Annotated in this window: 18 protein-coding genes; 7 read left to right on the top strand and 11 right to left on the bottom strand. The window is 43.8% G+C overall.

Going from position 1 to position 24,401, the window contains the following annotated elements:
• Positions 1-2: 2 nt before the first annotated feature.
• From pcaH to IEE84_RS06130, 4 genes are all read right to left on the bottom strand, one after another.
• Positions 3-731 (bottom strand): protocatechuate 3,4-dioxygenase subunit beta, encoded by a 729-nt coding sequence (gene pcaH, locus IEE84_RS06145; RefSeq protein ID WP_191115244.1) that lies wholly within the window; start codon positions 729-731, stop codon positions 3-5.
• Between the two features lie 95 nt (positions 732-826).
• The gene (locus tag IEE84_RS06140) at positions 827-1,999 is read right to left on the bottom strand and encodes an alpha/beta fold hydrolase (protein WP_191115243.1); all 1,173 of its coding nucleotides are present in this window, start codon (positions 1,997-1,999) and stop codon (positions 827-829) included.
• A complete protein-coding gene (gene pcaF, locus IEE84_RS06135) occupies positions 1,999-3,210 on the bottom strand; it encodes a 3-oxoadipyl-CoA thiolase (protein ID WP_191115242.1) in 1,212 nt (403 codons plus the stop codon). Before pcaF ends, IEE84_RS06140 begins: the two co-directional genes overlap by 1 nt.
• Positions 3,211-3,513: 303 nt before the next feature.
• Positions 3,514-4,296 (bottom strand): IclR family transcriptional regulator domain-containing protein, encoded by a 783-nt coding sequence (locus IEE84_RS06130; RefSeq protein WP_191115241.1) that lies wholly within the window; start codon positions 4,294-4,296, stop codon positions 3,514-3,516.
• Positions 4,297-4,335: 39 nt separating this feature from the next.
• Here IEE84_RS06130 and IEE84_RS06125 point away from each other — a divergent pair, with 39 nt between their 5' ends.
• The 3 genes from IEE84_RS06125 to IEE84_RS06115 all read left to right on the top strand — a co-directional run bounded on the left by IEE84_RS06125 (position 4,336) and on the right by IEE84_RS06115 (position 7,688).
• Positions 4,336-5,700: a lyase family protein gene (locus IEE84_RS06125; RefSeq protein ID WP_191115240.1), complete on the top strand. Its 1,365-nt coding sequence runs from the start codon at positions 4,336-4,338 to the stop codon at positions 5,698-5,700.
• Between the two features lie 95 nt (positions 5,701-5,795).
• Positions 5,796-6,842: a TRAP transporter substrate-binding protein gene (locus IEE84_RS06120; protein ID WP_191115394.1), complete on the top strand. Its 1,047-nt coding sequence runs from the start codon at positions 5,796-5,798 to the stop codon at positions 6,840-6,842.
• Positions 6,843-7,388: 546 nt separating this feature from the next.
• Positions 7,389-7,688, top strand: coding sequence for a hypothetical protein (locus IEE84_RS06115; protein WP_191115239.1), 300 nt, complete (start codon positions 7,389-7,391; stop codon positions 7,686-7,688).
• Positions 7,689-7,735: 47 nt separating this feature from the next.
• Here IEE84_RS06115 and IEE84_RS06110 read toward each other — a convergent pair whose 3' ends face one another.
• Positions 7,736-8,383 (bottom strand): glutathione S-transferase, encoded by a 648-nt coding sequence (locus IEE84_RS06110; protein WP_191115238.1) that lies wholly within the window; start codon positions 8,381-8,383, stop codon positions 7,736-7,738.
• Positions 8,384-8,478: 95 nt separating this feature from the next.
• On the bottom strand, positions 8,479-9,975 hold the full coding sequence (locus IEE84_RS06105; RefSeq protein WP_191115237.1) for a phosphatase PAP2/dual specificity phosphatase family protein: 1,497 nt from the start codon (positions 9,973-9,975) through the stop codon (positions 8,479-8,481).
• Positions 9,976-10,242: 267 nt separating this feature from the next.
• Here IEE84_RS06105 and IEE84_RS06100 point away from each other — a divergent pair, with 267 nt between their 5' ends.
• Entirely contained in the window at positions 10,243-11,259 is a 1,017-nt protein-coding gene (locus tag IEE84_RS06100; RefSeq protein ID WP_191115236.1) for a bile acid:sodium symporter family protein, read from the top strand.
• Between the two features lie 249 nt (positions 11,260-11,508).
• On the opposite strand, the gene IEE84_RS06095 is transcribed toward IEE84_RS06100, so the two are convergent.
• From IEE84_RS06095 to IEE84_RS06080, 4 genes are read right to left on the bottom strand one after another with little or no spacing between them, the layout of a single operon-like run.
• The gene (locus tag IEE84_RS06095; protein WP_224737924.1) at positions 11,509-12,312 is read right to left on the bottom strand and encodes an SDR family oxidoreductase; all 804 of its coding nucleotides are present in this window, start codon (positions 12,310-12,312) and stop codon (positions 11,509-11,511) included.
• A 17-nt stretch (positions 12,313-12,329) separates the two neighbouring features.
• Complete coding sequence (locus IEE84_RS06090; protein ID WP_224737923.1) at positions 12,330-13,292, bottom strand: SDR family oxidoreductase; 963 nt, start codon at positions 13,290-13,292, stop codon at positions 12,330-12,332.
• Positions 13,285-14,172, bottom strand: a complete 888-nt coding sequence (locus tag IEE84_RS06085; protein ID WP_191115235.1) for a bile acid:sodium symporter family protein — start codon at positions 14,170-14,172, stop codon at positions 13,285-13,287. The genes IEE84_RS06090 and IEE84_RS06085 overlap by 8 nt, the downstream gene beginning before the upstream one ends.
• Positions 14,169-15,485 (bottom strand): flavin-containing monooxygenase, encoded by a 1,317-nt coding sequence (locus IEE84_RS06080; RefSeq protein WP_191115234.1) that lies wholly within the window; start codon positions 15,483-15,485, stop codon positions 14,169-14,171. Before IEE84_RS06080 ends, IEE84_RS06085 begins: the two co-directional genes overlap by 4 nt.
• Positions 15,486-15,882: 397 nt before the next feature.
• Here IEE84_RS06080 and IEE84_RS06075 point away from each other — a divergent pair, with 397 nt between their 5' ends.
• Complete coding sequence (locus IEE84_RS06075; RefSeq protein WP_191115233.1) at positions 15,883-18,192, top strand: TonB-dependent receptor; 2,310 nt, start codon at positions 15,883-15,885, stop codon at positions 18,190-18,192.
• A 96-nt stretch (positions 18,193-18,288) separates the two neighbouring features.
• Entirely contained in the window at positions 18,289-20,076 is a 1,788-nt protein-coding gene (locus IEE84_RS06070) for a multidrug ABC transporter permease/ATP-binding protein (RefSeq protein ID WP_323969942.1), read from the top strand.
• A gap of 200 nt (positions 20,077-20,276) precedes the next feature.
• Here IEE84_RS06070 and IEE84_RS06065 read toward each other — a convergent pair whose 3' ends face one another.
• Positions 20,277-21,782, bottom strand: coding sequence for a PepSY-associated TM helix domain-containing protein (locus IEE84_RS06065; protein WP_191115232.1), 1,506 nt, complete (start codon positions 21,780-21,782; stop codon positions 20,277-20,279).
• A 429-nt stretch (positions 21,783-22,211) separates the two neighbouring features.
• Between IEE84_RS06065 and IEE84_RS06060 the strand changes: the two genes are divergently transcribed.
• Complete coding sequence (locus IEE84_RS06060) at positions 22,212-24,386, top strand: TonB-dependent siderophore receptor (protein WP_191115231.1); 2,175 nt, start codon at positions 22,212-22,214, stop codon at positions 24,384-24,386.
• The last annotated feature ends 15 nt before the right edge of the window (positions 24,387-24,401 follow it).

Below are 24,401 nucleotides of genomic sequence, written 5' to 3'. Positions count from 1 at the left end.
ATTTACTCCTCAAAATAGGTTTGTAATGCACCGCGTACCACGATGTCAAAACGATAGGCCAAACAGTCCATTGGCTTGCTTCTAGTCATATCTAAGCGTGCAATCATCGTTTCAACAGCCTCTGGATCTTTTAGCACTTGTACAATTGGGCACAGTGGAATAAGCGGGTCTCCTTCAAAATACATTTGGGTAATCAGACGTGTAGAGATTGAAGGACCCATGACAGATACATGAATGTGCGCAGGTCGCCAAGTGTTGACCCCATTCGGCCATGGATAAGGCCCTGGACGCACTGTACGGAAACGATAGCGACCTTCAGCATCAGTGATACATCGCCCAACACCACCAAAGTTAGGATCTAGTGGCGCCAGATAGCCATCTTTTTTATGACGGTATTTACCACCAGCGTTTGCTTGCCACATCTCAACCAACGTATTAGGCACAGGCTTACCGAACTGATCGATTACCTGACCATGCATGAGGATACGTTCGCCAATAGGTAGACCTGCTTGCTCACCTTCTGCTCGAAAATTCATCAATAAGTCATTGTCATACTGACCGATTTCTAAACCATCAAATACAGGACCACTACGCTCTGAATCGCTCGCTCTTTGGAGACTAATCAACGCTTGACGCGGTGAACGTGCCACCGAGGTTTTGTAACCCGGCGTGTAGGGTTCTGGCTGCCAAGTGCGATCACGTGATAGAAAAGAGGGATACTTATGGCTCATTACATTGCTCTCCATTTTTATAAAGCAAACTTTATCAATATCGGGTGCTAACTAGCTGCTGTGCTAATTAACTGCTGTGCTGACTCATTGCTGCCTTAACTAATGGGATTACCCCATCCATTATCTTTGGCTAAAGAAAACGCATGATTGGCCGCTGGTACGCCAGCATAAATCGATACATGCATCAGCACCTGACGTAGCTGATCTTCATTGATACCTAGACGATGTGCGGTACGTAAATGCAAGCCCAACTCACCATCACGTCCAAGGGCAGCCAATATGGCAGTGGTAATCATGCTTCGTTGTTGTACGGTCAAGCTAGGATCTCCCCATAGCTCTCCCCAAGCATTACGTGTGATGAATTGCTGAAAAGGTCCATCTAATGTTGTGGCATTTTTGGAGGCTTTGGTAACATGGTCTTCACCAAGGATTCGCTTACGTTGTGTAAGACCTTGCTCATAACCAATGCCCCTCTGCCCTATAGAGTCACGCATAGGGTTGTTTTGTATGTATTTGGCTAGCTGTTTGGGCATTTCAACTGCTGGCACATGCGCCAACCCGTCAAATACGGTTAATTCAGCATCGGTAAAAGCTTCTTGCAGTGCCGCGAGCGTCGCAGGCGGCGTAGAGACATCTTCTGCACCTGCCAGCAAGGCAACCTTGCCCGTATAACTTGCTAAGCGCTCACGGTTATCAACGTGTGCAATGGCTTCACAAAGCTTGGCATAGCTCTCGTCATCGTTGCGTGATAACTGTACTTGCCAGCCAAGCAGTGCATCAGGGTTTTGTTTAATATACGCAGGCGCAAACCAACGCGGGACAATCCCTTCAGCCATTTGAACCAAGCCCAAACTGCGAACGTTGGCAGCGCGTTCAGCCCACGCTTCAGCTGACCCAATCACAGCACCTGTATTGGTGAGCCAAACCTGCTCTAAAGATTCTGGCGAAATTTGGCACAGGCTTTGTCCGATCATGCCGCCAATAGAAGTACCAATGAAACTAAAGCTTTCAATATCTAAAGCATTTGCTAAGCTGAGTACATCATAAGCCAGCTGCTCTATCGTCAAATCTGTACAGGCAGCGCCACTGCTGCCATGGCCCGGCAAGTCCCAACGTATGCAGCGATAATGACCATGTAGCTCATCACATACTTTGTCCCATACGTTACGGCTCATGCCTAACGGATGCGCCATAAACAATGCTGGCAAGTAGGTTTCACCACTATCTTGGTAAGCAATGAGGTGCGTGTCTGTTGTCAAAAATGCCATTATTGTTCTCCTGCTCTTGAAACTACTAAAGCAATACCTTGTCCAACACCAATACACATCGTACAAAGTGCACGGTCTTTTTTGGTACGTTGTAACTCATGAATGGCTGAAATCAAAATCCGTGCACCAGAAGCGCCAAGTGGATGACCTAAAGCAATGGAGCCACCTTTAGGGTTGAGTCTTGGATCTCGATCTTCTAATCCTAGTTCTCTAGAACATGCCAATGCTTGGGCAGAAAAAGCTTCGTTGAGCTCGATGATATCAATATCAGCTAAACTAAGATTAAGACGCTTTAATAGTTTTTGAGTAGCTGGTACCGGACCAATACCCATAATAGTTGGTGGCACGCCAGCGGTTGCCATCCCTTCGATCTTTGCCATGGGTGTTAGACCATATTTTTTTACGGCCGCTTCACTAGCGATTAACATCGCAGCAGCGCCGTCATTGATACCAGAAGCATTACCAGCAGTAATCGTCCCTCCTTCATATATAGGACGCAGCTTTTCTAGAGCAGTCATATCAGTATTCGGACGTGGATGCTCGTCTGTATCAACGATTAGCGCTTCTTTCTTACGTCTCTCAATTGTGATAGGAGTAATTTCAGTCGCTAGACGTCCATCATTTTGTGCTTGAGCCGCCTTTTGCTGTGACCACACTGCAAAAGAGTCTTGGTCTTCACGAGAGATATTATATTTTTCTGCTAGGTTTTCTGCGGTACGCGGCATCGCCTCTGTACCATACATAGCGTCCAGTTTTTTATTAATAAAACGCCAACCCATGGTCGTGTCTTGCAGCGTTTGACGACGATCATAAGCACCTTCAGGCTTACCCATCACAAATGGGGCACGGGTCATTGATTCAACACCGCCAGCGAGTGCCAGTTCCATCTCACCACTAACTATCGCCCGAAACGCCGTTCCTACTGCATCAAGGCCTGAGCCACATAGTCGATTGATGGTTGTTGCCGGTACCTTTTCTGATAACCCTGATAACAAGCCGCTCATACGCGCAACGTTACGATTGTCTTCACCGCTTTGGTTGGCACATCCCATAAAACTGTCTTCTATCGCACTATGATCAAAGTCAGGTGCATCATCAAGCACTGCCTTTATTACTTGTGCTAATAGATCATCAGGACGAATATCAGCCAATGCGCCGCCATACCGACCTACTGCTGATCTTTTTGGATGACAAATATAGACTGCTGTCATATCTTGCTCCTAGATTATTTAATGATATACTGTATTTGTTCTTAATTAGAATTATTGTTCGTATAGTGAATTAAATTATACCTTTTTTATCCCGATGTCAATGGTTTGTCTTGTTGCGATATTTAAGCTTCAATATCTGAGCCTGCTGTGCAAAACATAGAGCCACTGGCATGAATATTAAGATAGGAAAATAAAAGCCATAAAATAAAAAAGGTTGCCAACACTCTATGTAAAAGTGTCGGCAACCTTATTATGACTACAATAGTTTTTTAGGTTTATAAAATACGATAGAGCCGTATAGTGTTAAATATAATAAGTTTGGATTTTTTCAGCGCAATCACGCAATATGGGCAAAAACTCTTCGATGAGCACTTCTTTCGATACACGCATTGCATTTGTGCTGATGTTAATTGCACCGATTAATTCATTATTCGACTTATAAACAGGTAACGCTAATGATCGCAGACCTGTGTCTAGCTCTTGATCGACAACCACATATTGGTCGTCATGAGCATCGCTTAGCATTTTTTTAAACTGTTTACGATCCGTGATACTAAAAGGGGTATGTGCAGCCAGCTCAATTTTATTAACGTACTCTTCGCGCTCATCTTTGGGTAGATTTGCCAAAATAGCACGGCCCATAGAGGTATAAGCGACAGGCAATCTGGTACCGATGGATAATGTAATCGATAGTAGACGATGCTTGGCAGCAGATCTGGCGATATACACTACTTCATCGTCATCCAGTACGGCAAATGAACAAGACTCGCCCGTTTGCTCGGTCACTCGCTCCAGGTAGAACTGCACAATATCGTGATGATGCGCACTACTTAAATAACTAGATCCAATACTCAATGTTTTGGGAGATAGCTTAAATTGACGCTTGTCTTTGTGAACATACCCTAAAGCGTGCAGCGTCAACAGATAACGCCGTGCCTTTGCTCTGTCCATATCAGTACATTCAGCCACTTCGCTCAACGTCATAGTAGAATGATTGTCATCAAAAGCACGCAGCACGCTCAGACCGCCTGCAAGCGAAGCCACAAAATCTGGACTGTCGAAGGGTATTTTCTTGTCTTGTTTCATAGATATATTATTTATACTTACCAAAGTTAGGGATTCTAAATGAAAATCAATCGATTAATCAATCAGCCTTTTGTACATTCTGACGTTGCCAATTCGTTTTCTGATCGGGCTTTCGTTCAAGCCATGTTAGATTTTGAGTTAACCGTGCTAGAAGTTCGAGAAAAAAATCAGCTTATCCCAAAAAACATCTTTCAACAATCCCGGCAAGCGTTAGCCTTAGAATTGTTTGATATTGACGCTATTGGAAAACAAACATATCTGGGCGGTAACGCGGCTATTCCTTTTGTGGCACAAGCAAAGTCTTTACTCCCAGCCGATATAAAACCGTTCTTTCATCAAACACTGACCAGTCAGGATGTGATTGATACCTCGATGATGATGATGCTCAAACCGTCATTTAAACGCATTTATCAAGATTTGATTGAGGTGCTAAGAGCTTGCGAGGTACTAATTCAAAAATATCGTACAACGCCTATGGCAGGTAGAACGCTAATGCAACAGGCGCTACCTATCACCTTTGGCACCAAAGTATCCCAATGGGCATCTTCATTGATAACCATCATACCTAAATTAGCACAATTAGAGCAGTCAGGATTTTACTTACAATGGGGCGGTCCTGTTGGTGTAAGTAATGAAGAAAACGAACATCATAATCTGCCGCAGCAGGTAGCGGAGTCGCTGGGTTTATCAACTCCTCTACTTCCTTGGCACACCAACAGGCAACCTATTTATGCCATTGCTTCTACATTAGATGCCTGTGCTGGGGCAATAGAAAATATCGTCGAGGACATTGCTCTGATGTCTCAATCTGAGCTGGGTGAAGTTGCTGAACCGTCCATCGAGGGAATGGGCGGCTCCTCATCGATGCCGCACAAGCGCAACCCTGTACTATGCGCTTTGATTAAAACCGCCACATTGCGAATGCATGGACATATGAGTGTGATTAGCAATAGCACAGCCCAGCCTTTTGAGCGCGCATTAGGACAGTGGCATGCTAGCTGGGTTCCTTTGACTGAGGGCACAGCTTTGATGGCAGGTGCTGTATCGTATTTGAAGACACTATTGCAAGGACTGCAAGTCTATCCTGAGCGTATGGCGGCCAACCTTGATTTAAATAGCGATGCCTATTTAATCAAAGGCCTAGAAAAACATTTTGAGGCAGACAAAGACAAAATCTATCCGTTGATTAATCAAGCGAGCCAACAAGCCCACAATCAGCATCAAGGGTTTACAACTACCTTTTTGGCTTTGCTATCAGAGCAATCTATAGGTTTGAGCAATCATGATGAGCTTAAAACAGTTTTATCGCCTTTGACCTACTGCGGTGCAGCGCAAAGACAATGTCAAACCATATTACAAGCTATTGAGGATATCACTTCAGGAATTGGGTTCTACAAGCAATAAAGCAGATTGACAGAAAAGTAAAAACAAGGTATTTTTAATTCACTATACGAACAAGAGTTCTTATTTAGAACAAAACATCGAAAAAGGATTTTATGATGCGAAAGATACTGCCCCTCAGTTTGACGCTAGCCGCTATGATTGGATTGACTGGCTGCTCGCAGTCGAACGAAGCCGCAACGGCGAGTACTGAAGAAGTCACCACGTTACGTTTTTCACATTTTTGGCCAGCAACGGCAGCCACTCATTCGGAAATCTTTGAGCCTTGGGCCAAAAAAGTCGAAGAGGAATCTGAAGGCCGTATTAAAGTTGAAATATATCCTTCAGCAACTCTTAGCAAACCTGATGCTACTTACGATGCAACTGCCAAAGGCACCGTCGATATAGGCTCTCAGCTACAAGGCTATACCAATGGCCGCTTTCCCTTGACCCAAGTGGCAGAACTGCCAGGCCTTTCTAACTCAGCGACTCAGATGAACTGTATGCTACAGACTCTATATGATGATGGGGTGATATCGAGTGAATACGAAGACACTCACCTGCTATTTATGATGGGTACGGGCCCTGGTGGGATGCATACTATTGATAAAGCCATCCGTACACCAGATGACCTAAAAGGGCTGCGTATGCGTCGCCCATCAGCGATTGCTGGAGATATTATTGAATCTGCAGGCGGTACACCAGTAGGTCTACCTGCCACTGATATCTATACGTCTCTTCAACGTGGTGTTTTGGATGGATTAAGTCTACCGTGGGATGCGACAGGTTCTTTTAGACTGATTGAGCTGACCAATACTCATACCAACATTCCTTTTTATAGCTCTGCCATCATGGTCACCATGAATAAAGATAAGTACGAGAGCCTGCCTGACGATCTCAAAAAGGTCATTGATGATAATTCTGGCAAAGCCATGGCTGCGATGGCAGGTAAAGTCTTTGATGCAGAGGACGCAAAATTCATGGCTGAAGCCAAGGCAAAAGGCGACACTATGATAGACATTCCTGATCCATTAAATGACCCACAGTGGAAAGGCCCATTAGAAGCGGGTACTAAAAAATACCTAAACGATGTCGCAGCATTAGGTCTAGACCCTCAAGCTGTCTATGAAAAAGCCAAAGAAGCGAGTGCGGCTTGTAAGGTTTAAACGACACTACTCATTTACTAATCATTTGGTAGAGTAAATCGTGAAAGCCGCTATAAAATGGGGAGTGCTGTTTACCTTAGCCAATGATCTTGATGAATATTGAATTGATAACAGTCTGGTTCATTGAGAAACGACTAAACTTTCTTAATCACTAGTGCATCTAATATACCTACTAAAAAAGGGGCGACTTATCTTAAGTCGCCCCTTTTTATGTCTCATCACTTTTAGTCGTTTAGACCCTTTTAAGTCCACGCAAAAACTACTATTCCTCTCATTTTATAGCTACATAGCTACGACTTCAGATGAAGTTGAGTAAGTATCATAGCTAGAGTGTTGCTAGTCTGCCGACCCTTAGCAAAAAGCTCTTAAGATTGTATTAATGGTTCAGTATCTGCTAGAAAAAGTCACCTTTCTTTAACTTTCATAAAAGTACGTAACGCTATAACTCGCTATTATCTACTTATTCAATAGAACGACGTTCAATTCAGATACCTTTAACCATTCAATAAGCACGCTTACTTATAATTAGCCTAAAAGGACCTTACTATGAAAAACTTCAACATGAAAAAAATCGCTATCAGCTCACTATTGGCTGTATCTACTTGTTTTGCTATGATCGGTCCAGCAAATGCTGCCCAACAAGTTGTCGTGGTCAAAGACAAACATCAGACAAAACAAGCTGTCGTCGTTAAAGCAAAGCCCAAAGCGAAACAAGTTGTCGTGGTTAAAGCAAAACCTAAGGCCAAGCAAGTTATCGTAGCGAAAGCAAAACCTAAAGCCAAAAAAGTAATCGTCGTTAAAGATAAACATCCAGCACAAAAAGTGGTCGTTGTAAAATCAAGATAGACCAAGCAAGACCGATACTCTATACAGCTTATATAGAACCCGCTATATTAAGCAGGGAACACCACTACCTCATCGCCTTCCTGCCATGGCTGAAACTTAGTCATGGCTTGTACAAATAACGGGTGTTCCAACCAATGTTGTAGCCACAGCTGTAGCTTGGGATAATGCAATTCATAAAAGACATCACGATCTACATGGGCAAACTGGCGAACAAACGGCATGATACCGATATCAGCAACCGTCACGCTATTGCCTAGTAGATACGTATTCTTAGTCAATAACGCTTCTAAATCCTGCAGAAAAATTTCACCTTTTTGTCGATATTCTATTTGAGTCATCTCAGGGTGACGATCGGCATATTTGTAGCGATCGAGCCACTGCTTAAACTCATTGTCGTTTTGTGCTATCAGTGCATTAGCCTCAGATGAGACCTCTTCATTGAGCAGTTCCTGAGGATCGTTTTGCTCAAGCGCCCACATCATGATCTCTGCACTCTCTTCAATGACGGATCCATCTGAAAGCTGTAGTACAGGAACCGTGCCTTTTGGACTAATCGCTAGCATCTGCTCTGGCTTATTCTTTAGCGTGATTTCTCGTAGCTCTACTGGTAAATCGGCGAATATTAGACCGAGACGAGCGCGCATTGCATAGGGACAGCGACGAAAAGAGTACAAGCGAGGCAACGAGGTGTTCATAGATTCCTCCATAGTTGAATAGGAATTAAGCAATAGGTAAAAAGAAAAATTAGCAGACGCAAACCTACTGACATCGATAGTTATTAAGGCGCTGTTTAATAGGTGACAGACTTATAATTGGCCATAGTTTCTACTAATGACTTTGGCAAATAAGCATCTTTCAGGTGCGCGTGCGGATAATGCTGCTCAATCCACGATTGATAGTTATAGACAGTTAGCGTACCACAATATAATAAATATAGAACCTGTACACCGATGCTACGCGACAGACCCATCACGCAATGGAAATTGATAAGTGTGATGAGGCTACCCTTTACCTGACTACCCTCTACCCAACTCTCATTATTAGCGGTTATCGCTTGTGTCTCTGCCGATTGTATCAACGCTTCAATTTGTTGAAATAGATCAATATAGTCTTCAAGCAATACGTCATTTAATGGCTGCAAATCCAACAAAGGTAAATATAAATAATGGACAGGCGTATTCATAATGCCGTTAGCGGCTATTTCAAGATTATGGGTGTGGCTAGATATCTCAGCAGCTAAATCAACAACAATAATCTGATAGTGAACTGAGTACGGTAGTTTTTCTGGCATAATCGACCGTTCTAGTAAATCGTAGCCAAACAACCAATACGTTAAATGACTACTTAGATCCGTCTGCATTAATCTAGCTGAAGCGACAACATTGACCTTGTCATTAATAGCATATGGCGTGGATAGATATTTTTGGCCTTTCGAGAAAACTTTAAAATACCACTGTCCAAAAAACGACATGCCATTATAAATAATAATGATTGGCGCAAACTTAATCCAAGTATATACCGTGAGTCGACCGTTACTGGATTTTTGAAACCAGCGTGTATCCCGTATTGGCTTGTCCTGTTGATAGGCACAAGCCAACATCGTAAAACTGATCAACCAATATGAAGCAATAATAATGGCTAAATCTTCTACAATTTCAGACGCTATCATGCTCATATTAGCAAAGTAAAACCCTGCTATCGCTATCAATAAGAATCCTATTACTCCCAGTGTCAGATGCTTGATTACCAGTGCATTTCGGATTCGATTTGAGAGTATAAACACCAACACTGCCAATACTGCTCCGCCGAACATATCTAACAAATGATGTTGATACGTCAACACTGTCGACAGGGCAACCAATGTACATATGCTAGTCAGCAACAATCGATAAGCCGCTGAAATCCATCTCTTTTTAGACTCGAAGACACCCCATAAGGATACGCCAAGCAAGATGGCATAGCTGATATGCAATGATGGCAGCTGATTGAATGGTTTGTCCACCAACTGTAAAAACTGATAGCCAAATTGCGTCCAATCATTAGGTATTGGCCGACTGAATGAGAAACGAGCGGGATAAAAATAGAAAATTAAACAGGCAAAAACGGTCGCCAAAATTAGACGATAGGACAGTAAAGATAACTGTATAGACGTACGTACTAAAAAGAAGCTAATAACAAATAAAACCAACGACCAGCTATAAGGAACAATCATAGCGGGAATGAAAGGAATCATGCTATCAAATGGCGTGGCTAGATTATGAATTTGCGATGGGTAGAGTGTGTACAAAGATACGCTATAAACAGTCGTCAAATTATAAAGCAAATAAAATATCGATAACGCAAGACCTAGGTGTTTGAATCGATTTAAATTTGATGGAGTTTGCAACACCTAGTACCTCATTTGACTGTTAGATAAAAATTTCAAAAATATAATCATAGTTAAAGTTGTCATAATAGCAACTTATTGTTGGCTAAAAACTGCCCAAACCCATTGGAAATACAGTGATTTTGAACTTATACTTGACTATTTTCCGGACTTAGAAGGATTTGAGAAATGCAGTTTTTGAGGATGATAAGTCAGCAGTTAAGTCGATTTACGGCATTGGTTATTATTTTAGCAGCTGCAGTGACATTTATAGAGCCTGCGACTTTTTCTTGGGTGACAGGTGATACCCAAGTCATCGTTCTAGGTATCATTATGCTCGCAATGGGTATGACACTAGGTAAAGAAGACTATAAAGTGTTGGCCCAGCGCCCGCTTGATATTTTTATCGGTTCAATTATCCAATATACCATTATGCCGATTTTAGCGATTAGCGTGGCTAGATTGTTTGACTTATCGCCTGGGTTGACACTGGGTCTAGTATTGGTTGGGACTTGTCCTGGCGGTGTGTCTTCAAACATTATGAGCTACCTTGCCAAAGGTGATGTGGCGTTTTCGGTAGGTATGACCACCGTATCGACCATCATTGCACCGTTAGTGACACCACTTTGGCTCAATTATTTGGTTGGTCAATCTGTAGAGATGGATGGCTGGGGTATGTTCCGCTTTATGCTATTAGTGACATTGTTGCCAGTCGCTATCGGCTCTATGTTAAACATACTATTTCAAAACAAACACTGGTTTAATGATGTACGTGCGGTGATGCCAGGTGTGGCTGTATTAGCTTTCGCCGCTATCGTCGGTGGCGTTGCCGCTGTATTTGGCGATCAGTTCTTGCAGTCAGGGCTAGTCGTTATCTTGGCCATTGCGGTACACAATATCGTCGGCTATATATTGGGCTACTACTCAGGGGCCTTATTTGGTATGAGTAAACCCAAAAAACGCACCATATCTATTGAGGTTGGCGTACAAAATGCAGGGTTGGCCACGGGCTTAAGCACTAAGTTTTTCCCTGGAAATGCAGAGTCCGCCATCGCTGCCGCCGTTGCTTGTATTTGGCATTCTGTTTCTGGCTCTATATTGGCCAATATCTTTGCTTGGTGGGATAAGCGTCAAGAAGCGAAAAATCCTACTGTCATCGAGACTAAAGAGACCATAGAGCTTGGCAAACCAATCAGAAATCATTAGTACCAATAAAGGTAATACTGAGCTAGGTAATATTGAACTAGTTCATAAAGTTAAAACGCTACGAGTTAAAGCGCTATGCTAGATTATTGTTTCTAGCATAGTGTTCTCTAATAATGTACCTCTTAACATAGAGACTTTTAACATAGTGTTTTTTAATATAGCGCTCTTCAGCATAGTATTTTTAGCATAGCACTATCGATAATTTGCATGAACTACTAGCCTCTCTTCTAGGTTCTCACTTAACGTAGTCTACCGTAACTCATTTCCAAAACGTTTACGCACCTGACGCAAGTACAAAGCTGGTGCAATACGCCATAGTAAACTACCAAAGCGCGAGATAGGGTCCGGCAATATCCAACGTTTGCGCCGCTGCAAACCTTGATCGATCTGTTCGGCCATCCACTCAGCACTACGCATATTACCGACCATTGAGCGTGGATGCTTTGCGATACTGCCATCACGGCCGAGCGCATGGTTCTCGATAGGTGTATCGAGAAAGCTAGGATAGACCATAAGAATATGTATCCCCTCAGACTCTAGCTCCAAGCGCAGTACTTCAAAGAACTGGGTCAGCGCCCCTTTTGCCGCACAATACGCTGCCCGTCCAGGAACTGGCATCCAACCAGCCATTGAGCCAATACAGATAATTTGACCTTTAGATTCTCGTAGCATCGGTAACGCAGCCATGGTCAGCTCCACTGCCCCCTGCCAGTCTACCGCCATGACTTTGCGAAACACCGCAGGATCAGTCTGATGTGCTGGTGATCGATGGGTAATCCCAGCATTATTCACCAATAGATCAAGACGGCCAAGGCGCTCGCTAACTTGCTCAATAAGCGCAGCAATATCATCAATCTGAGTAATATTAGTGACGACTGTCATGACTCTAGCAGAGTCCTCTAACTCACGAGCGCGGGCGATCAGCGCTTGCTCATCTATATCAGCGAGTACTAAGTGATGCCCAGCGGCATACCAGTACCGTGCCATCGCCCAACCAAGTCCTGATGCAGCACCAGTGATTAAAGTAACATTTATTGATGATATTGATGGCATCGATGATTATCTCCCTATCAAGGTTTACGCAATCCATTACATTCGATGAAGTACTCGAAGGTTTCGGCAGACGTTTTTTCTAAACAATAACCAAACTCTTCTTTGAGTCGCCTGTTACTCAGTACTGGGCGATAACGCAAAAAATTAACCTGCTCTGGCCCTGTTGGCTTACCACTCCACTTTGCCACCTGTAAGACAGCTTTAACCAAACCCACTGGCAGGGTCAGTAGCGGTTTATTAAGTCGGTTTGCGATATCCCTCATCGTCAATGCGCCATCGCCTGCCATGTTGTAGATGCCAGATTTATCCTCTCGAATCCCCATTTCCATCGCGCTGATCACGTCTTGATCCCAAATAAACACAAAAGGCGACTCACTGTCTTTGAGCGCAAGCACACGCGGTGCCACAAACAGACTGGTAATTTGATTGCGCGTATCAGCGCCTAGTACGGTGCCAGGTCGAAAGATCAGCTGCTGTAGTTGCGGATACTGCTCGCGAAAATCTGCAAGCATTTCCTCGACTTGTCTTTTGTGATCCGAGTAAGCAAACTCAGGATTACCACGTAGGGCATCTTGCTCATCAATCCATTCAGGGTTGTCAGCGTGATAACCGTAGGCAGCACCCGAGCTGGTGAGCGTTATATGTGCGACACCTGCTTTGATGCAGCAATCAATTACGTTGCGCGTGCCATTGACATCGATATCATAGTCACGAGCACGATCTTTTGACGCTTGTAAGATAGAAGCGAGATGCACGACATGGGTGATGCCCTCTTCTTTTAGTAACGTTGCCAAACCCTCATCGCGCACATCTAATATGTGAATTGGAAAGTCTAGATCATCGCGCTTGCGAATATCTGTGCCGACGACATGATAATGAGTAGCCAGACGATTGCCCAATTGATGGCCGATGTAACCTGCGGCACCAGTGATTAATATACGTTTATTCACTATGCTTTTATTCATTACGCTTTTATTCATAGGGTATCCGTGCCCAAACTTGTGAAAGTGTCAGTCCTGACACCAAATGCCATACGCCCCAGAACGCCGTGATCAGCATCATGCCACCTGCCTCTGGGAAAAAAGTAAATAAAATAACCAGTCCTAGCCCTGAGTTTTGTATGCCTACTTCTAAAGTCACCGCGCGCCGATCCGCGACTGGCAACTTAAGCATCAGCCCCATGCCATAACCTAACGAAAGCGCCAAGAAATTATGGCCAACGACCAACCAAAAAAAGCTATGGAAACGCTCTAAAAATAGCGCGAAATTGCTAGAAAAAGCGATTGCCACAAAAGCCATCAGCACAAGCAGCGAGAAAATACGTAATGGCTTTTGGATACGTACGACCAGATCAGGTAAGCGTCGCCCTGTTACCATCCCTAGCACTAAAGGTAACGCTAACACTAATAGAACCAGTATCAGAATACTACTAGGCTCAATCGTTATCTTTGTCAGATACTCACGTGTGTGTGGGTTAAGCCAACCGTAAAAGGCAAAATTGACTGGCGTTAATATAGCCGCAGCGAGACTTGATACCGCTGTCATACTGACTGACACCGCGACATTACCGCGTGCCAGCCAAGTCATAATGTTAGAAAAACTACCACCTGGGCAAGACGCGACCAAAATCATTCCTAGGGCCAACTCAGGATCAATAGTCAACGCCCACGTAAATAGACACGTGGCTAGGGGCAGTAGAAAGAACTGAGCGAACAGACCTGCTATCGGCGCAATAGGAGACAAAACGATACGCTTAAAATCTTCGAGACGTAAGCTCAATGACACGCCAAACATCATTAGCGCCAAAATGAGATTGAGCAGAATTAAGCTCCGTGGCTCAAACGCCACTGCCGCTATCATACCTCTGATGCCAATACAGGCTGTTCTGTTTCAAGCTCGGCAATATGCTTGGACAGCGTTTCTAAGTATTCATCTTTATTCACATAATATGCCATACGCGCAAGCTTAATATAATCATAGCCCCCATCGAGTGTTTTGCCTGCTCGCTGACGTTTCACTTTATTGAACTGTTTAACAGCTGCTGTATTTTGCTGACGCTGCTGAATATATAGTGCAACGAGACGCGCTTGTTGATTTCGACCTTCCCAGCCCAACCCTGCGGCCTCAACCATACCCATCATAAATAGATTATCATGCTCAGGATGAAAGACATTCATATAAAGCTGCGGCGCGTCATGATTGGCAGGCCAATTGAGCTGCTTTCGGTCAATAAATGGATAATCAAGCAAGTATCCGGTGGCCATTAAAATCAAATCATAATCCTGACTTTCACCATCACTAAAAGTCACCGTATGACCATCGATGCGGCGAATATCACGGCGCGCCTTAATATCGCCATGACCCAAATGATGTAGTACCAATGAATTGACCACAGGGTGTGATTCGTACATGCGATAGTTTGGGTTTGGCAGTCCATAATCAGAAGGTTTTCCGATGACCATACGAATCATCGCCGCATCCATACGCTGCTTGACTGGGCGCGGTAACTTTAGTTTTCCGCCTAGTGTGTCAATCGGCTGACCCTTGATAAATTTGGGCAGAAAGTAATAGCCGCGGCGCAGACTGATATCTACCGACTTGGCATGATGTACCGCATCAACAGCGATATCAGCGCCCGAGTTACCACAGCCAACGATTAACACACGTTTGTCATTAAATACTGACGGGCTACGATATTCGGAAGAATGCATCAACGTGCCTGCAAACGTACCCGGCAAACTTGGTAAATTGGGGGTGTGCAAAGTACCATTTGCCATGAGCACACCATCAAACAGTCGCGATTGCTTCTGGCCATTGCACTCGCTGACCAGACGCCAGCCGTCCCCTTCAGGTACCATGCTGACCACGCGCGTGGAGAATTCATAATGTGATTTTAGATTGAACGTATCTGAAAAGTCGCGGAAGTATTGACGGAGCTGGGTATGATGAGGATAAGCCGCGACTGAGTCACTCATAGGAAACTCTTTGAACTCCGTCATACGCTTAGACGAAATCAAGTGGGCACTTTCATACATGGTACTGTGCGGATTGTCGATATCCCATAGCCCCCCTACATCTGTATGTAGCTCAAAGCCGACAAAAGGAATATTGAGTTTTTGCAAATTTCGGGCTGCAGCGAGCCCCATTGGACCTGCCCCAATTACTGCGTACATAAGCGCCACCTTAAAAATCCATTTAAATTATATAAATCAGTCAATTCCGTTTGACTGCACCTCTGGTGGGCGATACCAGCGTACTCCATGCCCCTGATAAAACAATAGCATACATTGATACATGAACTGGCTCAAATGAATAAATTGTCCATATAGACTACTTATAATAGGTAAACCCATCCTCTGCTTTATACTTCTTTTTTGCTCGCTCTATACAGCCTAGTCTTCTCCCAAATATAAGACTATAGTCCTATTTATAGACGATGCTATTAGCACCTTATCAAGCGATAGCCGTACCTTGCTCAAACATAGTATATTTAAAATTGATTCAGTAATTCATTGTAATAGAAATGATTATCATTATAATAACCATTTAAATTACATGCTGGAAATATTCATGCAACTGTCTCGCTTATCTGCTGCTTTGTTTCGTCTTAATTCTCTGAATGTGTTTGGCGCTTCTCTACGATTAGCGTCCATACCTTCACGCCTAGTATCAACGAAATCGCTACCTCTAAAATCACTATGTTCAGTCATCATACTAACCACAAGTCACTCGGCATGGGCAATAGTAAATGATGCAGATGCTCAAACCACCCCTAATGTGGTACTTGATACTATCGTCGTAACCAGTAGTGCTGATGCGTCAGCAGATGGGTTACCTAGCGCATATGAAGGTGGCCAGGTGGCAACAGGCAGCCGCGTTGGACTCTTGGGCAACCAAGACATCATGGACACGCCGTTCTCTACCACCTCATATACCAATGAATATATCGCCAATCAGCAAGCGCAAAGTGTGGGCGATCTACTCAAAAAAGATCCTACTGTTCGTGTGGCAAGAGGTTTTGGTAACTTTCAAGAAGCCTACTTCATGCGTGGCTTTATCACCACATCAGATGACACCATGTACAATGGTCTATACGGCATCTTACCTAGACAATATATCGCAACTGAATTGTTTGAACGGGTGGAAGTCCAGCGCGGTGCCTCAGCGATGTTAAATGGCGCAGCACCCAGTGGCGGTAACGCAGGTGGTACGATTAACTTATTACCGAAACGTGCTGGTAACGAGCCACTACGTCAGCTAACGATTGGCTATGGTCAAGGCGACCAAGGTAAGGTCGCGGTAGATGTCAGTGATCGCTTTGGTAGCGATGATGCTATTGGCGTTCGTTTTAATGCTGCTTATCAAGATGGTGACAGTGCTATCGACGATGAATCATCGACCTTGGGTTTGGCTGCTCTTGGTTTGGACTATAGAGGTGATCAGTATCGCCTATCAGCAGATTTAGGCTGGCAAGACAATAAGCTGTCAGAGACTCGTCCTAGTGTCAATCTTGGTGGGGTGTCTAGTGTACCAAATGCTCCAGACGGCTCAAAAAACTGGGCGCAACCTTGGAGTTATTCAAACGAAGAGGATGTCTTTGGTACGATTCGAGGAGAATATGACTTTAATGACAATATTACCGCTTATGGTGCTTATGGTGTGCGAAATGGCGAGGAAGAAAACTCACTAGCCACTTTAACTGTCAACAACGTTGATGGTGCGGGTACAGTTTATCGCTTTGACAATACTCGAGAAGATAAAGTACAAAGCGCCGAGCTCGGTCTGCGTGGTCAATGGCAAACAGGTAAGATTGATCACAATTGGGTACTAGCCGCTGATCTTTATGATCAAGAGGAAAAAGGCGCTTACGCTTTTGACTTTGGTAATCAACCCGCGACTAATTTGTACCACCCTACCGACTACGCTGAGGTCCCTTTTACAAGCACAGCAATCTTCGGTGGTAACTTAGACGATCCAAAACTAACCAACAAAAAGCAGTTTCAAAGCTTTGCGTTAGCAGACACGATATCACTGTTCGACGATAAGCTAAAAACTACGGTAGGCGTGCGTCATCAGAACTTAAAAACCACCAGCTATGATGCTAATACACAAGCAGAAACTGGTAGTTATGATGAAAGTGCATGGACGCCAAGTGTTGGTATCGTTTATCAGCCAACGATGGACTGGTCTGTGTATGGTAATTATATCGAAAGTCTAGCACCAGGAAAAAGAGCGCCTCTAACTAACGATAATGACGCTGTCACTAATGGTGGTCAAAATCTAGATCCATACGTGAGTGAGCAAACTGAACTGGGTGTGAAATACGACAATGGTATGATTGGCAGTAGTCTCGCTGTCTTCCGAACTGATGAACCGCGTGCTTATATCAACAACTCAAATACGTTTACTGCTGCTGGAGAAAATCGCCATCAAGGTGTGGAGTTGACTGTCTTTGGTAGCCCAAGTGAAAATATGCGCCTCAATGCTGGTGTTACTTATTTAAGTGCTAAGCAAAAAGACACTGGTGATAGTGCATTAGATGGCAATCGAGTGATTGGTGTGCCTACCTTACAGAGCAATGTCAACCTAGAGTATGATTTAGCCGCCGTTGAAGGACTGACATTAACGGGTGATATTATCCACACAGGCTCTCGTTATTCGGATAATGCCAATACCTTAAAAGTTGATGGTTATACTACCTTAGATTTGGGTGCACGCTATCGCACTATGCTGGCAGGACAAGACGTTACTCTAAAAGGTATGGTGACCAACGTCACAGGTGAAGATTATTGGCAGTCAGTGGGCGGTTATGCAGATTCAGGCTATCTAAATGCAAGTGAACCAACGGCCTTAAAGGTATCGGCAACGTTCGATTTTTAAGATTTACTAGTATGCTTTATTAGCTTCCATAAAAGGGATTAGGCGCGACCTACTCCCTTTTCTGCTATCAAAAATTTATTTTATTATTGAGTTACTATGTCTTCTCGTACCACAACGTCTACTCATACCACAGCGTCTTCTCGTACGACCGCTTCTTTATATCATATGATTTGGGCGAATTATCGTCTGCCTTTTCTCAAAGTCATTTTGCTAAATTTGGTCAATGCCGCTGTCAGCGTGGGTATAATTGCCTATATCAATCACACCTTTATTAGTCAGCCAGTATTTGACACTTTATCTTGGCTCAGCTTGGGGCAGTTCTCCCTGCTGGTACTATTACTGCTAGTGACGACGTTTTTGTCGCAATATGCATTGACGCGATTGGGGCATCGATTTGTCTATGAGCTTAGAACCAAACTAGTCAAACAAATCATCGATACCGCCGTGCCTCAGGTAGATCATTTGGGTAGTGCACGCTTACTTGCCAGCTTATCCTCAGACATTCAATCAATTACCGTTGCTTTTGTCCGTATGCCAGAGCTGGTACAAGGCATTATTTTATCTGTTGGCGTCGGGCTATATCTGGGCTGGTTGTCGTTGCCTTTATTGTTCATTGTCATGTTTTGGATTGTGATGACGATTTGGATAAGTACCATATTGGTCAAGCATGTCTACACACATTTGACCGAATTGAGAGAGATTAATGACGCGTTGTATCAGGATTATCAATCGATAATAGAAGGTCGAAAAGAGCTAGCTCTTAACCAACATCGAGCAGAAAAACTATATACAGATGATTTCTTGGCTCATGCCAAATCGTACGAGAAGACCGTAACCAAGTCTGATACTTTTCATTTATCAGCGGTGAACTGGTCCAATATTATGATGTTCGCATCGATTGGTATCGTGTTTGCAGTGGCCAATTATCTTGATATTCCGATGGGGGTTGCCACTACCTTTTCTTTGACGATTTTGTTTATGCAGTCGCCGCTCCTGCATGCGGTTGGTGCTTACCCAACATTGCAGACCGCTCAAGTTGCGCTAGAAAAGATACAGTCTTTAGAATTGGCCGAGCATCAGCCAAGCTTTGCGACAGATACTGTTGCACAGGACTGGCAGTCCATAACTCTGAATAATATCAGTTATCGCTATGTAGGCAGTAGTAATAGTAGTCATGCACCAGACACAGCGATTAATGATAATGGTCAAAATAGCGACAACAGTGATAACAATCAGAACCCTACCAATAACATCTTAAAGTCCGTCAATTTAACCTTGCAACGAGGTGACGTGGTTTTCTTAATCGGTGCGAATGGTAGCGGTAAATCGACTCTTGCCAAAATCATTACTGGTATCTTTACTCCTACTACAGGAACGGTACAAGTCGATGGACAAAGCGTTAATTCAGAGAACAATGCCGATTTTAGACAGCTGTTTTCTGCGATTTTTAGCGACCAACATCTATTTAAGCAACTGATTGGAGTTCAAGGCAATGAGCCTGATGCGGCCCTAGTGTCTGACTGGCTGCATAAGCTCAATCTACAAGAAAAAGTAAGTGTGTCCGACCATAAACTCTCTACAGATAAGCTGTCGCAAGGTCAGAGAAAACGCTTGGCAATGCTAATCGCCGTCGCCGAACAGAAGGATATATTACTACTCGATGAGTGGGCAGCCGACCAAGACCCTGCTTTTCGTCGCGTGTTTTATCAGACGCTCATCCCTGAGCTAAAAGCCATGGGTAAGACACTGTTTATCATCAGTCATGATGACGGTTATTTTGAGCACGCTGATCGATTATTACTAATGAAAGAAGGCCGTCTCATTGAGCTAAATGCCGAAGAGCGACGGCGTGCCAGTAAAGATGCCATTGCTATGCTCAAGTAAGCAATGCGTTAACTAATAGCATGGACCGAGCCATTTCAATCCCATAAAACGTTTGATAAACTTTAAGCTAAGTAGCAGTTAATCTAAGCAGTTTTTGAAATAGTACGCTTTTAACATAAGTAATTTTCAAGCAAAAAAGGAGCGCCTTATTATAAGGCGCTCCTTTGCTATATAAGGAACAGCTGTATTCTGCTATGCGCTTATTTTAACAACTTCTGCAAAAACCCAACTCGAGAAATCACCAAGAAGTCTAATAGCGCGATAGCCACAATCGCGATAATAGCAGTCGGGAATATGATAGCCACCACTAATAAAGGAATAGCAAGCGGCCACCAGACGGAAACATTTAAGCCGCGAGCTGGTGGGTTTAATCCCACGCTATCGTTTGCATGACGAGGGCGACGCTGCCACCACATGATATAGCCACTGACACAAATAGCGATTACTGCTAGGCAAAATAGTACATTAGCCAGTACGCTCCACCATCCGAGCGTACCCATATGCAGCGCGATACCAGCCGCCATGAATTTACCAAACGCATTATAGTCATCAAAATGAATATCAGCCAAAACGTTACCCGAATAACGGTCGATATGTACCGTACGATCTGCTGTCGGACTTTTCATATCATAGCTCATTGAATCTTGACTAATGGTCCAGACGCCTGTACTCCCTTGTGGTAGGTTCAATTGATAACGCCCTTCAAAACCGATTTCACGAGCGTAGCGATCCACTGTATCAATCATAATCGGTATATTGGCGGCGATACCATCTTTGCCCTTGGTCGTGCCTGATAAAGGCATTGGTGTCAACTCAAGTACCCAAGGAACTTCTTTGGTGTCGCCTGAGTTTAGAGCACTGCCATGCGTGGGTGCTTCAGTATGCGCTTCAGACGCTGCCGCACCATGTACATGCGGCGCTGGTGTAGACTCTTGCATCGTAGCGTGTTGACTGTGGTCAATCGATACCGGAACAGGCGCAACGCCCCACTTACCCGCAGGAAACTGGCTCCATGCTTGCACCACTCTTTCGCCCCATACACCTGCCCATGCCATGCCTGATATACAGAAAAACAGTAGCAGCACAGATATCCAACTACCCAATGTCGCATGGATCGTACGGATAAAAGAGCGCTTTTTCTTATTGGTTACCCTCTCGTTAGGTATCAACATAGCTTTGACTGATTTACGTTTTTGCCACCACAGATACCAACCAGACAAAATCATCAAAATAGTCAATGATGCCGCCGTTTCTAACAAATAATCACCAACTTTACCAATCAGCAAATCACTGTGAATACTGTTAAACGTACTATAAAGACCGCTACTGGTAGGCACACTTTGGACGATATCAGCCGTATAAGGGTTGACTGCCACCATATTGCTTTGGTCGTCTGATTTTATCTGAAATAAAGCCACCGTATCGGTATCACGAGGGGCGATATATTTAATCAGTGTGCTATCAGGCAAGGTGCTCAGCGCGTTTTTTGCTTGAGTAGAGACAGGTGCTTGAACCGTAGACTCTGGCACGACAAACGTGAAGCGGTCGTTGTCACGTCCTACTGTGTTAGACATGAACAGCATACCGAGCGCCGTTATCGCCAAAACAACTAGAAAGGGAGCAACAAAAATGCCTGCATAAAAATGCCAACGCCACACCGTAAAATAGGGTTGGTTGTTGGTGGGTTGGTTGGAGGGTGTGTCCATAAATGTGACCTTAAACAATCTTTGGTTGCTCAATAAACAACGTAAACCTATCGATAATAATGGTATATCTGCTTGCAAGACCAATCTTAAAAGGTCTCGCAGAAAGCTAGAATAACGCCGATACAGCGATGTAAAAACTCTACTGTAAATAATTGTATTCAGAATGCTGCTGCATAATACGAGAAAAATCTGACAAAAACCATCGTTTAAAATACATCGTTCAAAACAGTAAGTCTGCATGACTCTATTCGCAATACTCTGTCTTTAGCCCCTTATTAACAGTGCAAATACTGCAAATACTTCTCAAAACTGTCTCGTTGTAATTTTTTAATGATAATAATTATCATTAGTGTTATTATTAGCGTCGTCATAAATTTGCTTTAACTGTCGCAAATAATATTTAATCATTTCAGTCCAAGAGGAAATCTGATGCGGTCTCATCTAACCACTAACGTCATTCGCAAAAAATATCTCACCACAGCAGTACAAATTGGCTTGATCATGGGTATGAGTCACGCCGCTTACGCTGTAGAGGCGACAAACAATACTGAAAACGATGAGGCTGCTACACCATCAGCCACCTTAGATGCTATCACCGTCTACTCAGATGGCTATCGTAGTACTGGCACCAAAACTGCATTGGATCCAAACGATGCGCCAATGAGCTATACCAGAATCGATCAAGACCTGTTGCAAAAGCGTCAGGCAGATAGTGTCAATGCTGCATTACGTTATGAGCCAGGCGTAAGCTCTGAAAGCCGCGGTACGGTATCTGTCTTTGATGAGTACAATATCCGCGGATTTAAAACCTATTCAAACTTTTATGACGGACTAAGACTGCCCTACGATGGCGCTTGGAACCTAATGCCACAAGTCGATGTCTATGCGACTGAAGCGGTCGAAGTCGTGAAAGGACCCGCCTCTTCCCTTTATGGCTATGCAGCACCCGGTGGCATGGTGAACCAAATAGCCAAAGCCCCTAAAAGCACTCAAGAAAACAAAGTACAGCTACGACTTGGCAATCAAAACCTAAAAGAAGTGGCCGTCGATAGCACGGGGCCTATCACAGACACCTTGAACTATCGCTTAGTCGCGCTAAAACGCCAAAAAGATGGACAAATGCAAACCACAGAAGAAGAGCGATTGCTGATCAATCCATCGCTTGAATGGCAGGCAACTGATGATGTCTCAGTACTTGCTAATTTGTTTTATCAAGATGATCCAGAGATGGTACCATCTACCCCATTGCCTGCTGTCGGCACCGTCTATAATGCAAGCTATGGCAAGCTCGACAGTGATGCCTATGCAGGCGACGACTGGAATAAATTTAGTAAAGAAGTATTTATGCCAAGCGTTACCGTGAACTGGGATATCAATGACCAGTTAACTTTTAAACATATCACGCGCTATACTGATGCCGAGGCGCAGCAACGCAATATGTATAACAGAGGGTTCATTGATGGTAGTGATAAGGTTTTGAAGCGTAGCGCCTACACTACTGATGAAAGTATGAACAACTGGACCACAGATAACCAGTTGGCTTACCAGTTCGATACTGCTAATACTTCACATAACTTACTATTCGGTATTGAATACCAGGAAACTGATAGCACGGTGAGTTATCGAGATACACTAGACAGCAAAGATTTACCTATTGATCTATCTAAACCTAGCTTTTCTCAAATTAGTGCTGACATGCTACCACTGGATACCTATTATCAGAAAGATGATATTGAACAAAGCCAACTTGGGGTTTATGTTCAGGATGAAATGAGGTGGCAAGACTGGACAGTGGTGGCAGGCCTACGCCATGACGATTTTAAAAGTACCAATGATCAAAGATCAAGCTATCTAGGTACACCTGGCGAAAAAACTATTATTAACGATGCCAAGGAAACTAGTGGTCGTTTTGCTGCTATCTATAATTTTGACAATGGTCTATCACCGTTTGCTAGCTACTCAGAATCTTTTCAGCCCGTTGTTGGTAGCAACTTTATTACTAATGAACCTTTTGAACCAAGCACTGCTGATCAGCTAGAAGCAGGCCTCAAATATCTGTCTCCAGACCGTGCAACTCAAGGAACACTTGCCATATTTGATATCACACAGAAAAATGTCATAGTAACCAACCCCGCTAATTCTCAACAAAAAGTTCAAACCGGTGAAATTGAATCAAAAGGCTTTGAGATATCAGGCAGTCGCATGCTCAATGACTGGGTAGATCTCGCGGCAAGCTACAGCTATACCGATGCTGAGATCACAGAAGATGAGTTCAACCCTGATGTAGTCGGTAATACCCCTGCTCAAACTGCCAAACACAAAGCCACGCTATGGGCAGACTACTATGCTACGGACAAACTCACTCTAAATGCTGGCATTCGCTACGAAGACGGTATGCAGATTGACAAGCAAAACTCCGATGACTTACCCAGTGTGACGCTGGTAGATGTCGGCGGCAGCTATCAGATAAACCCTATGCTGGCTGTGGGTGCGAGTATCAACAATCTGTTCGATAAGACCTATGTTGGTGCTTGTTACGATATCAATAACTGCTGGATGGGACCTGAACGTCAAATGTCAGTCAGCCTAAAAGCTAATTTTTAATCAAATTTACAAGCA

Source organism: Psychrobacter sp. 28M-43, from assembly GCF_014770435.1.
GTDB lineage: Bacteria > Pseudomonadota > Gammaproteobacteria > Pseudomonadales > Moraxellaceae > Psychrobacter.
The sequence above is the reverse complement of the archived record's forward strand: the minus strand, read 5'-3'. Positions and strand labels throughout refer to the sequence as shown.

Excerpts from the sequence above, each read along its gene's own strand:
- IEE84_RS06100 (WP_191115236.1), top strand. The coding sequence starts at position 10,243 with ATGCAGTTTTTGAGGATGATAAGTCAGCAGTTAAGTCGATTTACGGCA.
- IEE84_RS06110 (WP_191115238.1), bottom strand. The coding sequence starts at position 8,383 with ATGAACACCTCGTTGCCTCGCTTGTACTCTTTTCGTCGCTGTCCCTAT.
- IEE84_RS06095 (WP_224737924.1), bottom strand. The coding sequence starts at position 12,312 with ATGCCATCAATATCATCAATAAATGTTACTTTAATCACTGGTGCTGCA.
- pcaF (WP_191115242.1), bottom strand. The coding sequence starts at position 3,210 with ATGACAGCAGTCTATATTTGTCATCCAAAAAGATCAGCAGTAGGTCGG.
- IEE84_RS06075 (WP_191115233.1), top strand. The coding sequence starts at position 15,883 with ATGCAACTGTCTCGCTTATCTGCTGCTTTGTTTCGTCTTAATTCTCTG.
- IEE84_RS06085 (WP_191115235.1), bottom strand. The coding sequence starts at position 14,172 with ATGATAGCGGCAGTGGCGTTTGAGCCACGGAGCTTAATTCTGCTCAAT.
- IEE84_RS06115 (WP_191115239.1), top strand. The coding sequence starts at position 7,389 with ATGAAAAACTTCAACATGAAAAAAATCGCTATCAGCTCACTATTGGCT.
- IEE84_RS06080 (WP_191115234.1), bottom strand. The coding sequence starts at position 15,485 with ATGTACGCAGTAATTGGGGCAGGTCCAATGGGGCTCGCTGCAGCCCGA.
- IEE84_RS06060 (WP_191115231.1), top strand. The coding sequence starts at position 22,212 with ATGCGGTCTCATCTAACCACTAACGTCATTCGCAAAAAATATCTCACC.
- IEE84_RS06120 (WP_191115394.1), top strand. The coding sequence starts at position 5,796 with ATGCGAAAGATACTGCCCCTCAGTTTGACGCTAGCCGCTATGATTGGA.
- IEE84_RS06065 (WP_191115232.1), bottom strand. The coding sequence starts at position 21,782 with ATGGACACACCCTCCAACCAACCCACCAACAACCAACCCTATTTTACG.
- IEE84_RS06140 (WP_191115243.1), bottom strand. The coding sequence starts at position 1,999 with ATGGCATTTTTGACAACAGACACGCACCTCATTGCTTACCAAGATAGT.
- IEE84_RS06090 (WP_224737923.1), bottom strand. The coding sequence starts at position 13,292 with ATGAATAAAAGCGTAATGAATAAAAGCATAGTGAATAAACGTATATTA.
- IEE84_RS06125 (WP_191115240.1), top strand. The coding sequence starts at position 4,336 with ATGAAAATCAATCGATTAATCAATCAGCCTTTTGTACATTCTGACGTT.
- pcaH (WP_191115244.1), bottom strand. The coding sequence starts at position 731 with ATGAGCCATAAGTATCCCTCTTTTCTATCACGTGATCGCACTTGGCAG.
- IEE84_RS06070 (WP_323969942.1), top strand. The coding sequence starts at position 18,289 with ATGTCTTCTCGTACCACAACGTCTACTCATACCACAGCGTCTTCTCGT.
- IEE84_RS06130 (WP_191115241.1), bottom strand. The coding sequence starts at position 4,296 with ATGAAACAAGACAAGAAAATACCCTTCGACAGTCCAGATTTTGTGGCT.